The following is a 13,766-nucleotide window of genomic DNA, read 5'->3' as shown; positions in this document are numbered from 1 at the left end:
TTAATTGATTAACCCCTGGAGTTCAGCCAGTTTAGATTATGAAAAACTCACCCGGCAATTTGGTATTAAACCCTTCACCGAGCTACTGGGTGAGTTGGAAAACCCACACCTTTTGATGAGTCGAGGGATAATATTTGGCCATCGAGATTACGGGCGCATAATTAAGGCTCTTAGAGAAAAAAAAGATTTTGCAGTTGTAAGTGGAATGATGCCCAGTGGTAATATGCATATTGGGCATAAGATGATTGTGGATCAGTTAATCTGGTATCAGAAAAATGGTGCAGATATCTACATCCCTATTGCCGATATGGAATCATATTCGGCACGGGGAATTGACTTTGAAAGCTCCCGAAAATTGGCCATAACCGAATACATTACCAATTACCTGGCCCTGGGCCTGGACTTTAAAGCCTCCAATGTCAGGGTTTATCTTCAATCAAAAAACCGTACTGTGCAGGATTTGGCTTATGAACTGGCAAAAAAAGTTAATTTTAATGAAATGAAAGCAATTTATGGGTTTAATGGTTCCACCAATATGGCCCATCTCTATGTACCCTTAATCCAGGTGGCAGATATATTACACCCTCAGCTGGAGGAATTTGGTGGGCCTAAAGCCACGGTGGTTCCGGTGGGGCCAGATCAGGACCCCCATATACGTTTAACCAGGGACATAGCTGATCGATTTAAATCCACCTATAATTTTGTGGCACCCTCTTCTACCTATCACCGCTTTATAACCGGTCTGACCGGAGGTAAAATGTCCAGTAGTCAACCTAAAACAGCCATATTTCTCTCAGACACCCCGGAAGATGCGGAAAAAAAAGTCATGACCGGGAAAACAGGAGGTAGAGAGAGCCTAAAAATTCAAAAAGAACTGGGAGGTCAGCCAGAAGAATGTGTAATCTATGAAATGTTACTTTATCATCTTCTGGAAAATGATGAAAAGTTACAGGAAATCCATGATAACTGTAAAAATGGTACCATGATGTGTGGTGAATGTAAAAGCATGACCAGGGATATGATAAGGGTATTTTTTGAGAAATTCTCTAAAAAGCGAGAAAAAGCAGCGAAAATAGCAGATAAGGTGCTGGTAGAATACTAATAATTATTTAATTTATGGCGGCAGTGTGAAATTAAATATAAAATAATTTATTAATAACCTGGATTAAACTATTATAATAATTATTGATGGAATGAATCTGATTCAAGACATTGGAGAATAAAATGATTAATAAAGAAAAATATGAAAGTACCCTTCATGCCCTGTATCGTAGAAATGAAAAATTTTTTGGACTTTCTGCTCTAATATTCTTTGGATCAATGTTTATGGGTTATTTTCTTTCCGGATTATTTAGTTTCTTTTTGGAAGGCCTTTTAAGGGATTTTGAAAGAAATATAGCCCAGGGTAAAATAAAATTAAATACCCTGTCCCTTTTCACCCACAACCTCCGCATAATATTATTCCTGTATGGAGGAGGTATATTACTGGGATCCTTTACCATAATATTCCTGTTTATAAATGGTTCATTTATTGGTTATTTTGCCAGCAGAGTTCCTCTAGGAGATCTGGCCATACTAACCATTCCCCATGGAATCTTTGAAGTTTTAAGTATAATCATTGCCGGAGCAGGTGGTTTTAGACTGGCCAGTTTTGTATACAACTATTTTACAGAGCTGATATCAGAAAGCTGGTATGGTTCCCTTCTGGGAAAAATGACCCACACCTTCCAGAATAATTCACCGGAATTAGAAGAATCACTGATACTTTTAGGCATATCCATTGTTTTATTGTTCATAGCTGCCTTTATAGAGGCAAATATAACTCTACCTGTGGCCCAGTACGTAATGGCTAATATATGATTGAATATAGGCCCGAATATTTTAAAAAGAGTTATTATTACTTTTTTATTTTAGTAAATAAGATTAATTAAGTTAGAGTATTTAAATAGATTTAGAATTATAATTAAAATGAAAATATCAGTTTTACTAATATTTACCGTAAGAAATTAATGGTGAAATAATGATTAAATGCATATCCTGTGGTCAAGAATACAATTTAAATGAAATAATATATACCTGTAAAGAATGTGGTTCCATACTGGAAGTTATAATAAATCCAGATGTATCTCGAGATGTTTTTGCATGTAGAAAAAACACCATGTGGAAATACAAGGAATTCATGCCGGTGGATGAATCCAGAATTGTCAGTTTAGAAGAAGGTGGTACACCTTTTATCGGGTGCCATAAACTGGGATCGGATCTGGGAATAGATCTCTATGTTAAAGTTGAAGGTTCAAATCCCACAGGAAGTTTTAAAGACAGGGGTATGAGTGTAGGAATAACCAAGGCCATGGAACTGGGGGTGGATACCGTAGGATGTGCCTCCACAGGCAATACTTCTGCTTCACTGGCTGCCTATGCTGCCCGGGCAGGAGTAAAATGCGTAGTGTTACTCCCTTCAGGTAAAGTAGCTTTAGGAAAATTAGCCCAGGCCATGTTTCATGGAGCTCAGGTACTTTCTGTTGAAGGAAATTTTGATGAGGCATTAGAAGCGGTAACGGCCCTGGCCCTGGAAGGAGAACTATACTTACTTAATTCCATTAACCCTTTCCGTTTAGAAGGTCAAAAATCAATTGGTTTTGAAATAGTGGATGATCTGGGTTGGGAATCGCCGGATAGAATCATTTTACCTGTAGGTAATGCCGGTAATATTTCTGCTATCTGGAAAGGGATTAATGAGTTTTACCAGGCTGATTTTATCAAAGAAAGACCTATGATGACTGGTATTCAGGCCGAAGGAGCCTGCCCTATTGTCAATGCCGTTCGAGATAATAGGATGGAAATCGAAGCTGTTAAAAATCCAGAAACAGTGGCCACCGCGATACGTATTGGTGCCCCGGTTAGTTCTCTAAAAGCATTAAGGGCTATTTATGAATCGGATGGTTGTGCTGATACCGTTAGTGATGAGGAGATACTCAGTGCCCAGAAAATGCTGGCCCGAACAGAAGGAATTGGTGTGGAGCCCGCCTCGGCTGCATCTATAGCTGGCCTTATTAAGCTGGTTGAAGATGGCGTGATTGATAAGGGAGAACAGGTGGTATGTATTGTAACAGGACATGTATTAAAAGATCCTGATACTGCTATTAACGCCTGCAGTGAACCCTTGAATGTTAAGGCTGATATTAATGACTTGAGAAAGGTTATTAGAAGTAGATAACCTTTTAATTTTTATTTTCTTTTAGAGCTTATTTTGACTATTATTATCTTATCTTTTTTTCCAGACTCCTTCATCAACATATATTTGCACATAACATCAGCCATAATCATATGGATTATAGATTCATGAGCAAATACCATATTTTTTAGCCCATAATCCCACTAAAAAACGATATATTTATATAAGAGTTTTAATACAGATTATATTATTTAATATGAGGTGATTAATTATGGAATTACCTATTGCTCCAATCGGAAGAATAATAAAAAATGCAGGTGCAGAAAGAGTGAGCGATGACGCTCGGGAAGAACTGGCTAAGGCTTTAGAAGAAAAAGGGGAAGTACTAGCTTCAGAAGCTGTTAAACTAGCTAAACACGCTGGAAGAAAAACTGTAAAAGCTTCTGACATAGAATTAGCAGTTAAAAGACTCTAAGAAACATTAAAACTGCATTTTTTTTATTTTCTATTTTTAAATTTTTTAATAAAATCTGATTTTATTTCCCAGGTGATTTAATCGCCCATGTTACTGATTAAATTATCCTTTATAATTCCATCACTAAAAAAAAATTATCGTTCTGATAAGGGCTTAAACTATTAAATAACCCTATTAATTACAACTCTTTAGAAAAGATTAAATCTTTTTCTACAACTTATAATATTATTAATTATAAATTAAAAGATCCAGGTAAATCAATCTATATTTAGATCGGGTCCTGACTGGTTAATCATTTCCATTCCCGATGGAATATCCAGGAATGATAGAAAAACTTTATAAAGGATAAGGCCCTATGCATAATATGTCTAATTACCAAAATTGACTAATTTTGGATTTTTATATTCGTTATGGACTATCCTTTTAAAAGAATTAGGTTTGAGTATAAAATTTTTTTAAAATCCATAATTTTGCTGTATATTTCAGCATCATAATTAGACCTTTAAAAATTGCAAATCACTGGTTTAGTGTATCATGGCCTTTTTTTAGGCTGTGACTATTTGCCGATGGATGGTAAAATTCCAGATGAAAAAGGAGGTAAATAAAATGGCAAAATCAATTTATGTAAAATTCGACGTACCCCAAGAAATAGCTGATAAAGCTGCAGAAGCATTAGAAATAGCAAGAGACACTGGTAAAGTGGCTAAAGGAACCAATGAGGTTACCAAAGCCATAGAAAGAGGAAATGCTCAGCTGGTATTAATAGCAGAAGATGTTGAACCAGCAGAAATAGTAGCACATATACCGGTTCTAGCTGAGGAAAAAGAAATCCCTTATGCATACTTACCTACCAAAGATGAAGTTGGTGGAGCAGCAGGCTTAAATGTGGGTACTGCATCTGCATGTATAGTTGATGCTGGAGAAGCAGAAGATCTGATTAAAGAAGTTGTGGAAAAAGTCGAAGAACTTAAAAATTAATAGAAATTCAATCTATTATAAAAGGCATGATGCCTTTTAATTTAATTTAACAGGTGATTATATGGAAGAAGGAACTCCAGCAGAAGTTATTGAGGTCCTCAAAAGAACTGGAATGACTGGGGAAGTCATGCAGATTAAATGCAGGATTCTGGATGGAAGAGACAAAGGCCGGATACTAACCCGGAATGTCATGGGCCCTATTAAAGAAGGGGATGTTTTGATGTTACTGGACACTATCCGTGAAGCCAAGGAGATCCGTACTCCTTAATCTAATAAGGAGAGGTGCTGAACATGAGAGAATGTTCATTCTGTAAGGAAGAAATAGGAGAAGGGACAGGTACCATGTATGTTAAAAGAGATGGTGCGGTTTACTTTTTCTGTAGCAGTAAATGCGAGAAGAATATGATTAAACTAGGAAGGGTTCCTAGAAAAGTTAAATGGGTTAAAGAATGATGGAAAAAAGCTTCGTAATGATGAAACCCGACACGATCCAGAGAAGACTTATGGGGAAAGTTCTAAGCAGGTTCGAAGAAAAAGGACTGCAGATTGTAGCTGTTAAGATGATGCATATCAGCCCGGGGCTGGCCCAGGAGCATTACGGCGAACACTGTGAAAGGCCATTCTTCAATGACCTGGTGGAATATATAACTTCTTCTGCAGTTTTAGCCATGGTAATACAGGGTGATGACTGTATCAGCATGATTAGAAAAATGGTAGGTGCTACCAATCCTAAAGAAGCTGATTTAGGAACTATCAGAGGAGATTATGCTCTAGATACAGGTAGGAATATTATCCATGCTTCAGATTCACCCCAGTCTGCTGAAAGGGAAATTGCATTATTTTTCCAGGACTCAGAAATCTGTGATTATAGCATGCCTGATTCAGACCTGATTTACGAGGAATAATAATCCACCCTCTACTTTTCTATTCTTTAATAGTTTAATCCAAGTGCTATAAACCTAAAAACTTGATAATTCTTTAAATAATATAACCCCATGATTGGAGACTACGATGAAGATCAGATCACCTATAGTATCGGTGCTGGGTCATGTGGACCACGGCAAAACCACCTTACTGGATTTTATTAGAGGTAGTGCTATTGCCTCTAAAGAAGCAGGAGGAATTACCCAACATATCGGGGCAACAGAAATTCCCATGGAAGTCATTGAAAATATCTGCGGGGATTTTTTAAATAAAGTCACCATCAAAGATACCCTGCCGGGACTATTTTTTATTGACACCCCCGGGCATGAAGCATTCACCACTTTACGTAAGCGAGGTGGTGCTCTGGCAGATCTGGCTATTTTGATTGTGGATATAAATGAAGGATTCAAGCCTCAAACTTATGAAGCTTTAAATATCCTTAAAATGTATAAAACTCCTTTTATCGTTGCTGCTAATAAGATAGACCGCTTATATGGTTGGCAAGTTAATGAAAAATCTTCTTTTATGGAAACTTTTTCTAAACAGCCAGCTAATATTCAACAAAATCTGGAAACCCAGATTTATGAATTGGTGGGAATTTTACATCAGGAAGGATTTGAATCAGAACGTTTTGATCGGGTTACTGATTTTGCCTCCCAGATTGCTATTATCCCTATTAGTGCCCAGACAGGAGAAGGAATAGCCGAACTATTAACCATGTTAATGGGGCTGGCCCAGCAATACCTGCAACAGCAGCTGCAAATTGAAACCCACGCCCCTGCTAAGGGTACTATACTGGAAGTAAAAGAAGAAGTGGGACTGGGTCTTACCATTGATGCAGTTATTTACGATGGAATTATTAAAAAGGATGATCAAATAGCCTTAATGACCTCTGAAGATGTTATAACCACCCGGATTAGATCTCTTTTAAAGCCTCGACCTTTAGAAGAAATAAGGGACTCTAAAAAAAGATTCCAGAAAGTGGATGAGGTGGTGGCCGCTGCCGGTATTAAAATAGTAGCCCCAAATATTGAAAACGTGGTTTCAGGTTCCCCTTTAAGAGTGGGAAGAGGGAATATGGAATCTATAAAAGAAGAAATGTTAAGGGAAATTGAAGATATAAAAATCGATACCGAAGATGTGGGTATAATGGTAAAAGCTGATACCCTGGGGTCCTTAGAAGCACTGGTTAACCTGTTAAAGGATATAGATATACCCATAAGGACCGCAGATATTGGCGATGTATCCCGTAGAGATATAATAGATGCGGCCATTGTTCGTCAGGAAGACCCTGCTAATGGAGTTATTATTGCTTTTAATGTTAAGATACTTCCATCTGCCCAGGAGGAACTTAAAGACTCCCAGGTAAAATTGTTCTCTGGTAAGGTAATCTATCAGATTACCGAAGAATATGAAAAATGGATCAAGGATACCGAGGATCAAAAGAAAAAGAAATGGATGGATGCTATTATCAAACCCGCTAAAATCAGAATAATACCTAAACTGATTTTCAGACAAAGTAAACCTGCCATTGCAGGGATTGAAGTCTTAAGCGGCACTGTAAAACAGGGATATTCTCTTTTAAGGGAAGATGGTAGTAAAGTTGGTACTGTGGAGAGTATGCAGGACAAGGGAGATAATAAAAAATCAATCACCCGTGGACAGAAAGTGGCCATGGCCATTAAAGATGCTATTCATGGAAAAAACTTTGAAGAAGGAGATGTCTTATATGTGGACATCCCGGAAAAACACTACTTTATACTGGAAAGAGAACTAAAAGAAAAATTGAGTGAAGACGAGTTTGAAACCCTGGGTGAAACAGTGGATATTAAAAGAAAGAATGAACCGGACTGGGGAATGCAAACGGCTTATTAATAGAATAGAATAAATATATATTGTGGAAAAAGTCTTTTAAAAGGCTCCTTAATAGAATAAAATTAAATATACTATAATTACAAAGAAGAAATGAAGGAGGAAATACTGTGGCATTTAAAGTAGTTGTTTCAGAAAAAGAAAAAAGTTTACAAATGGAATTAGACGCTGCTAACTCTAAAAAATTAGTGGGTTTAACCATTGGTGAAGAATTCGATGGTTCTTTAATTGGATTAAAGGGTTATAAATTAAAAATAACTGGAGGGAGCGATAAAAACGGTTTCCCTATGAGGAAAGATATAAGCGGACCTCGTAGAATTAAAAGTTTATTAGCAGGAGGCATTGGTTTTAATCCCACCCGTGATGGGCTAAGAAGAAGGAAAACAGTCAGGGGAAACACTGTATCTGATGATATAGTACAGATTAATACTATAGTAACTCAATCTGGTGAAAAATCCCTGGATGAAATCAAAAATCCTTCAGAAGAATAATCCTCCCCATTAAATATCTATTAGAAGCAAATATTAATAATAAAATTATAGGTGTAATCTGTGAAAATTCAGTCGGAAATTAACATAGGGCTAGTGGGTCACGTAGACCATGGTAAAACCACGCTTACCAAGGCATTATCTGGTATATGGACCGATACCCACAGTGAAGAAACTAAAAGAGGTATCTCTATCCGGTTGGGATATGCAGATATAACCTTCCGTAAATGTGCCGAATGTGCCCCACCCCAGTGCTTCACCACTGCACTGGTTTGTGAGAAATGTGGAAAGGATACCGAAATTTTAAGAAAGGTATCTTTTGTAGATGCTCCTGGGCACGAAACCCTTATGGCTACCATGCTCTCTGGAGCAGCCATAATGGATGGAGCTGTTCTGGTTATAGCTGCTAATGAACCATGTCCTCAACCTCAAACCAAGGAACACCTTATGGCCCTGGATGTTATTGGAGTTAAGGAAGTAATTGTAGTCCAGAATAAAATAGATATCGTATCTAAAGAAAGGGCCCTGGAGAGTTACCAGGAAATTAAGGATTTCGTTAAGGGCACCTGCGCAGAAGACGCACCTATAATTCCTGTATCTGCTCAGCAAGGAGCTAATATTGATATTCTTATAGACTTAATTGAAAATAAAATTAAAACCCCCAAGAGGAAAATCAATAAACCACCACTGATGTATGTGGCCCGTTCCTTTGATATTAACAAGCCAGGATCTGGACCAGAAGACATTGTAGGGGGAGTTATTGGAGGGACCCTGGTTCAGGGTAAACTGAAAGTAGGGGATGAATTAGAAATAAAACCAGGTGTACAAATCAAAAAAGATGGTAAAACTACCTGGATTAGTTTACACTCTCGTATAACCGGTTTAATAGCAGGTGGAGAAACCGTGGATGAAGTAGGTCCCGGAGGACTGGTCGGTGTAGGTACCAATCTTGATCCAGCTTTAACCAAAGCCGATTCTCTTTCAGGATCTGTAGCAGGTGAAGCAGGAACCTTACCTCCCGTAATGCACCAGCTGGATATGGAAGTCAATTTACTCGAAAGAGTAGTGGGTACTAAAGAAGAAAGAGAAGTAGAGCCCATAAAAGCCAAGGAACCTCTGATGATTAATGCCGGTACCACCACCACCATTGGAGTGGTTACCACTGCTGGTAATCAGGCCAGTGTAACTCTTAAATTACCTGTTTGTGCTGAAACCGGTCAAAGGGTTGCTTTATCCCGTAGGGTAGGTGCCAGATGGAGGTTAATTGGATATGGTATCATCAAATAAAGAGGCGGTTTTAGATACAAATTTTTAATGCTGCCTTTCCAGTTCAAGGTGGATATCATTGAGGAACTGGAAAAAATCTTACCCTCTTACCAGTTAACTGTGCCTTCCTTTGTTATTAGAGAACTGGAAGGTATAAAAAAAACAGCAAAGGGTAAGGATAAACTGGCAGCATCAATTGCCCTGAAGATGGTATCTTCTCCTCAAATAAAAATCACTGAATATCCTCTTAAAAGAGGCGAAAAGGTGGATGATGCGCTTCTTCGAATATCAAAAGTGTTATGTACCAATGACCGGGAACTAAAAAAAAGGGCCCGTTCTAAAGGGATAACCGTGGTTTACTTACGTCAAAAAAGATACATGGCTGTGGAAGGCCATAGTAGTTAAGGATTAAAAATTTTTTAACTTAAATTTATTAAAATCATTTAAATTAATTCCAAGTTTATCAGGAGGAATGTAATGAATCTCTGGAAAGATATTGCCCCTGGGCCTTCAGTACCTGAAGTGGTATATGCAGTTATTGAAATACCAAAAGGATCAAGAAACAAGTACGAGTATGATAAAGATATGGAAGCCTTTGCACTGGATCGGGTGCTGTATTCACCATTTGTTTACCCTGCTGAATACGGAATCATCCCCCAGACCATTTACGATGATGGTGACCCTATGGATATACTGGTACTGATGGAGGAACCAACTTTCCCGGGATGCGTTATTGAAAGTAGACCCATCGGGGTAATGCGTATGATTGATGGGGGAGATCAGGACGATAAAATACTGGCAGTTCCAGTTCAGGACCCTCGCTATGAAGAGGTAAAGGATATTAGCGATGTTCCACCCCACCTGCTAAAAGAAATTGAACATTTCTTCAAAGAGTACAAACACCTGGAGGGTAAAAGCACCCAGATTTTAGGATGGGAAAATGCAGAAAAAGCATTTAAAGCTATTGAACACTCCATTGATTTATACCAGAAATAGCAACCAAGATTTAATATACTATCTACAAAAAATGCAACTAAGATTTAATATACTATCATTTTTATAGTATAAATGATACTTAAATTTTATATTTTAAGATTTATGGATAATTAAAAAAAAGGTTAATTGAGGGATTTATTTGTATTACCTATCTAAAATAGAAGACACTGTGCGGATTCCGCCCCACCGTTTTGATGAACCTTTAGAAGAGGTGGCCATTGAAACCTTAAATGAATCCTATGTAGGAAAAATTGATAAAAAATTAGGTTTGATGGTATCTGTTAAAGATATAGAGGACCTGGGTACCGGTAGAGTCATCATGGGAGATGGAGCCGCCTATCACGACCTGAAATTCAATGCTATATTTTTCAAACCAGAACTCCATGAAATAATTGAAGGAGAGGTAATTGAAATAGCAGAATTTGGTGCATTTGTCAGGATGGGACCAATGGATGGTCTGGTTCACGTATCTCAGGTTACTGACGATTATATAAATTACGACGCTAAAAGAGGAGCCTTACTTGGTAAAGAATCTAAAAAGAGTCTGGAAGAAGGTAATAAAGTACGGGCTCGAATAGTGGCCCTTAGTTTGAAGGGTAAATCTTCTAAAGAAACTAAGATAGGTCTTACCATGAGGCAGCCTGGTCTTGGAAAAGACGAATGGATTGAAAACGAAAAAAGGAAGAAGAAAAAATGACCATAAAAGCCTGTACAAAGTGCAACCGTATAACTAATGATGAACGTTGCCCGGTGTGTGATTTACCCTCTTCCACTAACTGGAGTGGGCTCCTGATAATCATCGACCCTGATAAGTCTGATATTGCTTCAGAGTTGAATATTAATATACCGGGAGAATATGCATTGAGGGTTAGATAGTGTTAAAACTTCAAAAAGAATTGAGATCAGAACTTAAAAAACCATTAGGAGATCTCTATCCTTCATTTAAAGAAGCACTTGATTTATTATCCCCTGAAGATTTTATAATTTCGGTAGGGGATGTCACTACAAAAAATCTCATTGAATCAGGAATCTGTCCCCGTTTAGCCATTATAGACAATCGGATTCAGAGAAAAGATTCCAATCAAGAAATTAATTACTCTGCCACCATTTTAAAAGCCAAAAACCCCCCGGGAACTATAACCAAAGCTCTATGGGAAACCATAGAAAAAGCTCTAAGCTCTTCACAGGAGTTTTCTGAAAACTTTTTGATTATAGTAAGTGGTGAAGAAGATCTTGCTGTTCTTCCCTGCATCCTTTTAGCCCCTGAAGATTCTGTAATCTTATATGGGCAGCCTAATGAGGGTCTGGTAATGGTGAAAAGTCAAAAGGTAAAGAAAAAAGTTGAAGAATTAATCAATAGATTTGAGGAGGAATAATATGGAACTCAATATAATAGAAAAAACTGAAAATCCAGTTCTTAACAGAACTGAAATAGATTTTGAATGCTTATACCATGGAGAAGCTACCCCTAAACTTTTAGATATTAAAAGTAAGCTGGTTGCATTACTTGATGCTGATAAAGAATTAATGGTAGTGGATAATGTTCAGCCTTTCTTTGGAGAAGGCCGGGCCAAATGCTATGCTAAAATTTACGATTCTAAAGAAAGTCTAAATGATATAGAAACTAAACACATCCTGGAAAAAAATAAAGAAGCTTCTAAAGAAGAAGGCCAGGAGGAATAATAATGAAAAAATGTGAACTTTACGAAGTGGATGGAGACAAAATCAAGCGTAAAAATCCTTTCTGTGTTAGATGCTCCAGCGGAGTATTCATGGCTGACCATGGGGACCGATACTCCTGTGGAAAGTGTGGTTACACCGAATGGAAAAACAAGGGTTAAATCCTTTGTTTATTAATTTATTTTATTTTACTATTACTTAAGTTTTATAACTTTTTTTTAAGGGTGAGTATCTGTGAATTTAAGATCCGGACGATTGGGTAAAAAGATGAGTGCTAAGACGGCTGAATTTACTTCTTCTTTGGAATTTGATAGATACATTTTTCAGGCTGATATTGAATGTAACCTGGCCCACACCACCATGCTATCCCGTCAAAAAATAATAGATCCTCTAATTGCAGATAAAATAATCCAATCCCTGGAAAAATTAAAAAGCGAGGGCATTGAGGCACTTACTCTGGACCACTCTGTAGAAGACATCCATATGGCGGTGGAAAATTACGTTACCGGTGAGGTGGGTGAAGAAGCAGGTTTTATGCATACAGCCAAGTCCCGTAATGACCAGGTAGCCACTGATTTAAGGATAGTTTTAAAGGAGAAAGTGGATGAAATCCAGGGTTTTATACTGGAATTTATAGGGGGTATCCTGGAAATGGCCCATGAGCACCAGGAAACAGTGATGATTGGTTATACTCATCTGCAGCATGCCCAGCCCACCACCTTTGCCCACCACTTACTGGCCTATGCCCACTCCCTTAAAAGAGATTATGAAAGATTAAAGGATGCATATAAACGGGTTGATTTAAATCCATTAGGCTCAGCAGCCATGACCACCACCAGTTTTCCTATAGACAGGAATATTACCACGGATTTACTGGGATTTAGTGCTTATATGGAAAATTCCATGGATGCTGTTAGTTCCCGGGACTTTATTGCCGAAACCATATTCAGTCTATCTCTCCTGGTTACTACTTTAGGTAAGATTTGTGAGGAAATGGTGCTCTGGAGTACCTATGAATTCGGGATAATTGAAATTGCAGATGAGTTCTCATCTACTTCTTCTATCATGCCCCAGAAAAAAAATCCAGATGTGGCAGAAATAGCCCGGGGAAAAAGTGGAATTTTATATGGTGAACTGGTAACCATACTCACCATCTTAAAGGCCCTGCCCTATACTTATAACCGTGATTTACAGGAAATAACCCCTCATTTATGGAACGGAGTTAAGCACTCTCAGGAAATACTGGACATGGTAGCCAATATGCTGTTAAGTGTTAAAGTAAATAAAGAGCGTTGCCTGGAACTTGCCGGGGCTAATTTTGCCACTGCCACGGATCTGGCAGATATAATGGTCCGGGAAAAAAAGATGCCCTTTAGAACCGCCCATAAAATTGTAGGTAGAATGGTAACTGAGGCCATAAATCAAAAATTAAAACCAGAAGAGGTCACCGGAGAATTTTTAGATAAAATATCAGTGGATATTACCGGTGATAAATTGAATCTGGATGAAGACCTTATAAAAAAAGCCCTGGATCCTCTGGAAAATGTGAAGATGAGGACTGTGCCGGGTGGTCCCTCTCCGGTGATGGTGCAAAAGGCCATGGACAATCTTGAGGAATACATAAAAAAGGAAAAGCGAAAGAATAAATAATTTATATTTTTTTTAATCCTTTTAGTTACTCCCTATTTTTTAATTTAAAATATTTCATACCTTCTTTTTTAAATCATGGTGCTTTTTAATTTCATCTGCCATCTTCTCATCATCAATAACCACCGGACCCACATATCCACAGTTAAAACACTCCCAGAGAGACCAGTTTTGCGGTATGGTCCATTTAATATTGCTGGAGCCGCATTCCGGGCAGAATTTTTTCTTAAAATCACTCATAATTTATATATAGTAATTAATCCCA

Annotated in this window: 20 protein-coding genes; 19 read left to right on the top strand and 1 reads right to left on the bottom strand. The window is 37.8% G+C overall.

Annotation, left to right across the window (positions count from 1 at the left end):
* Window positions 1-4 precede the first annotated feature (4 nt).
* From HYG87_RS00100 to argH, 19 genes are all read left to right on the top strand, one after another.
* Window positions 5-1,102: a tryptophan--tRNA ligase gene (locus HYG87_RS00100; RefSeq protein WP_211533218.1), complete on the top strand. Its 1,098-nt coding sequence runs from the start codon at window positions 5-7 to the stop codon at window positions 1,100-1,102.
* Window positions 1,103-1,224: 122 nt separating this feature from the next.
* Entirely contained in the window at window positions 1,225-1,860 is a 636-nt protein-coding gene (locus HYG87_RS00095) for a stage II sporulation protein M (protein ID WP_211533217.1), read from the top strand.
* A 160-nt stretch (window positions 1,861-2,020) separates the two neighbouring features.
* Window positions 2,021-3,217, top strand: a complete 1,197-nt coding sequence (gene thrC, locus HYG87_RS00090) for a threonine synthase (RefSeq protein ID WP_211533216.1) — start codon at window positions 2,021-2,023, stop codon at window positions 3,215-3,217.
* A gap of 229 nt (window positions 3,218-3,446) precedes the next feature.
* Entirely contained in the window at window positions 3,447-3,650 is a 204-nt protein-coding gene (locus tag HYG87_RS00085; RefSeq protein ID WP_211533215.1) for a histone family protein, read from the top strand.
* 606 nt (window positions 3,651-4,256) lie between these two features.
* The gene (gene rpl7ae, locus HYG87_RS00080) at window positions 4,257-4,628 is read left to right on the top strand and encodes a 50S ribosomal protein L7Ae (protein WP_211533214.1); all 372 of its coding nucleotides are present in this window, start codon (window positions 4,257-4,259) and stop codon (window positions 4,626-4,628) included.
* 61 nt (window positions 4,629-4,689) lie between these two features.
* Entirely contained in the window at window positions 4,690-4,896 is a 207-nt protein-coding gene (locus HYG87_RS00075) for a 30S ribosomal protein S28e (protein WP_211533213.1), read from the top strand.
* Window positions 4,897-4,919: 23 nt separating this feature from the next.
* Window positions 4,920-5,081, top strand: a complete 162-nt coding sequence (locus HYG87_RS00070; RefSeq protein WP_211533212.1) for a 50S ribosomal protein L24e — start codon at window positions 4,920-4,922, stop codon at window positions 5,079-5,081.
* The gene (ndk, locus tag HYG87_RS00065; protein WP_211533211.1) at window positions 5,078-5,533 is read left to right on the top strand and encodes a nucleoside-diphosphate kinase; all 456 of its coding nucleotides are present in this window, start codon (window positions 5,078-5,080) and stop codon (window positions 5,531-5,533) included. Before HYG87_RS00070 ends, ndk begins: the two co-directional genes overlap by 4 nt.
* Before the next feature lie 106 nt (window positions 5,534-5,639).
* Complete coding sequence (gene infB / locus HYG87_RS00060; RefSeq protein ID WP_211533210.1) at window positions 5,640-7,427, top strand: translation initiation factor IF-2; 1,788 nt, start codon at window positions 5,640-5,642, stop codon at window positions 7,425-7,427.
* Between the two features lie 107 nt (window positions 7,428-7,534).
* Window positions 7,535-7,915, top strand: coding sequence for a 30S ribosomal protein S6e (locus HYG87_RS00055; protein ID WP_211533209.1), 381 nt, complete (start codon window positions 7,535-7,537; stop codon window positions 7,913-7,915).
* 60 nt (window positions 7,916-7,975) lie between these two features.
* Complete coding sequence (eif2g, locus tag HYG87_RS00050) at window positions 7,976-9,199, top strand: translation initiation factor IF-2 subunit gamma (protein ID WP_211533208.1); 1,224 nt, start codon at window positions 7,976-7,978, stop codon at window positions 9,197-9,199.
* Window positions 9,200-9,226: 27 nt separating this feature from the next.
* Window positions 9,227-9,583 (top strand): type II toxin-antitoxin system VapC family toxin, encoded by a 357-nt coding sequence (locus HYG87_RS00045; protein ID WP_211533207.1) that lies wholly within the window; start codon window positions 9,227-9,229, stop codon window positions 9,581-9,583.
* Window positions 9,584-9,655: 72 nt separating this feature from the next.
* Window positions 9,656-10,174 carry an inorganic diphosphatase gene (locus HYG87_RS00040; RefSeq protein WP_211533206.1) on the top strand — a complete coding sequence of 173 codons (519 nt, stop codon included), beginning with the start codon at window positions 9,656-9,658 and terminating at the stop codon, window positions 10,172-10,174.
* 139 nt (window positions 10,175-10,313) lie between these two features.
* The gene (locus tag HYG87_RS00035) at window positions 10,314-10,871 is read left to right on the top strand and encodes a DNA-directed RNA polymerase (RefSeq protein WP_211533205.1); all 558 of its coding nucleotides are present in this window, start codon (window positions 10,314-10,316) and stop codon (window positions 10,869-10,871) included.
* Window positions 10,868-11,050: a transcription elongation factor subunit Spt4 gene (gene spt4 / locus HYG87_RS00030; RefSeq protein ID WP_211533204.1), complete on the top strand. Its 183-nt coding sequence runs from the start codon at window positions 10,868-10,870 to the stop codon at window positions 11,048-11,050. The genes HYG87_RS00035 and spt4 overlap by 4 nt, the downstream gene beginning before the upstream one ends.
* The gene (locus HYG87_RS00025) at window positions 11,050-11,550 is read left to right on the top strand and encodes a GTP-dependent dephospho-CoA kinase family protein (protein WP_211533203.1); all 501 of its coding nucleotides are present in this window, start codon (window positions 11,050-11,052) and stop codon (window positions 11,548-11,550) included. The genes spt4 and HYG87_RS00025 overlap by 1 nt, the downstream gene beginning before the upstream one ends.
* A gap of 1 nt (window position 11,551) precedes the next feature.
* On the top strand, window positions 11,552-11,857 hold the full coding sequence (locus tag HYG87_RS00020) for a 30S ribosomal protein S24e (RefSeq protein WP_211533202.1): 306 nt from the start codon (window positions 11,552-11,554) through the stop codon (window positions 11,855-11,857).
* 2 nt (window positions 11,858-11,859) lie between these two features.
* Entirely contained in the window at window positions 11,860-12,015 is a 156-nt protein-coding gene (locus HYG87_RS00015; protein ID WP_211533201.1) for a 30S ribosomal protein S27ae, read from the top strand.
* A 73-nt stretch (window positions 12,016-12,088) separates the two neighbouring features.
* Window positions 12,089-13,504: an argininosuccinate lyase gene (gene argH, locus HYG87_RS00010; protein WP_211533200.1), complete on the top strand. Its 1,416-nt coding sequence runs from the start codon at window positions 12,089-12,091 to the stop codon at window positions 13,502-13,504.
* 54 nt (window positions 13,505-13,558) lie between these two features.
* Here argH and HYG87_RS00005 read toward each other — a convergent pair whose 3' ends face one another.
* Window positions 13,559-13,741: a hypothetical protein gene (locus tag HYG87_RS00005; protein ID WP_211533199.1), complete on the bottom strand. Its 183-nt coding sequence runs from the start codon at window positions 13,739-13,741 to the stop codon at window positions 13,559-13,561.
* Window positions 13,742-13,766 lie beyond the last annotated feature (25 nt).

Origin of the sequence: Methanobacterium alkalithermotolerans, assembly GCF_018141185.1 — an archaeon.
In the GTDB taxonomy this organism is placed as follows: Archaea; Methanobacteriota; Methanobacteria; order Methanobacteriales; family Methanobacteriaceae; genus Methanobacterium_F; species Methanobacterium_F alkalithermotolerans.
Note: the sequence above shows the minus strand (reverse complement) of the source record. Positions and strands in the feature narration are given on the sequence as shown.

Bases quoted from the DNA above. Each gene is read 5' to 3' on its own strand.
- HYG87_RS00095 (WP_211533217.1), top strand. From the start codon at position 1,225: ATGATTAATAAAGAAAAATATGAAAGTACCCTTCATGCCCTGTATCGT.
- thrC (WP_211533216.1), top strand. From the start codon at position 2,021: ATGATTAAATGCATATCCTGTGGTCAAGAATACAATTTAAATGAAATA.
- HYG87_RS00085 (WP_211533215.1), top strand. From the start codon at position 3,447: ATGGAATTACCTATTGCTCCAATCGGAAGAATAATAAAAAATGCAGGT.
- rpl7ae (WP_211533214.1), top strand. From the start codon at position 4,257: ATGGCAAAATCAATTTATGTAAAATTCGACGTACCCCAAGAAATAGCT.
- HYG87_RS00075 (WP_211533213.1), top strand. From the start codon at position 4,690: ATGGAAGAAGGAACTCCAGCAGAAGTTATTGAGGTCCTCAAAAGAACT.
- HYG87_RS00070 (WP_211533212.1), top strand. From the start codon at position 4,920: ATGAGAGAATGTTCATTCTGTAAGGAAGAAATAGGAGAAGGGACAGGT.
- ndk (WP_211533211.1), top strand. From the start codon at position 5,078: ATGATGGAAAAAAGCTTCGTAATGATGAAACCCGACACGATCCAGAGA.
- infB (WP_211533210.1), top strand. From the start codon at position 5,640: ATGAAGATCAGATCACCTATAGTATCGGTGCTGGGTCATGTGGACCAC.
- HYG87_RS00045 (WP_211533207.1), top strand. From the start codon at position 9,227: ATGCTGCCTTTCCAGTTCAAGGTGGATATCATTGAGGAACTGGAAAAA.
- HYG87_RS00040 (WP_211533206.1), top strand. From the start codon at position 9,656: ATGAATCTCTGGAAAGATATTGCCCCTGGGCCTTCAGTACCTGAAGTG.
- spt4 (WP_211533204.1), top strand. From the start codon at position 10,868: ATGACCATAAAAGCCTGTACAAAGTGCAACCGTATAACTAATGATGAA.
- HYG87_RS00020 (WP_211533202.1), top strand. From the start codon at position 11,552: ATGGAACTCAATATAATAGAAAAAACTGAAAATCCAGTTCTTAACAGA.
- HYG87_RS00015 (WP_211533201.1), top strand. From the start codon at position 11,860: ATGAAAAAATGTGAACTTTACGAAGTGGATGGAGACAAAATCAAGCGT.
- HYG87_RS00005 (WP_211533199.1), bottom strand. From the start codon at position 13,741: ATGAGTGATTTTAAGAAAAAATTCTGCCCGGAATGCGGCTCCAGCAAT.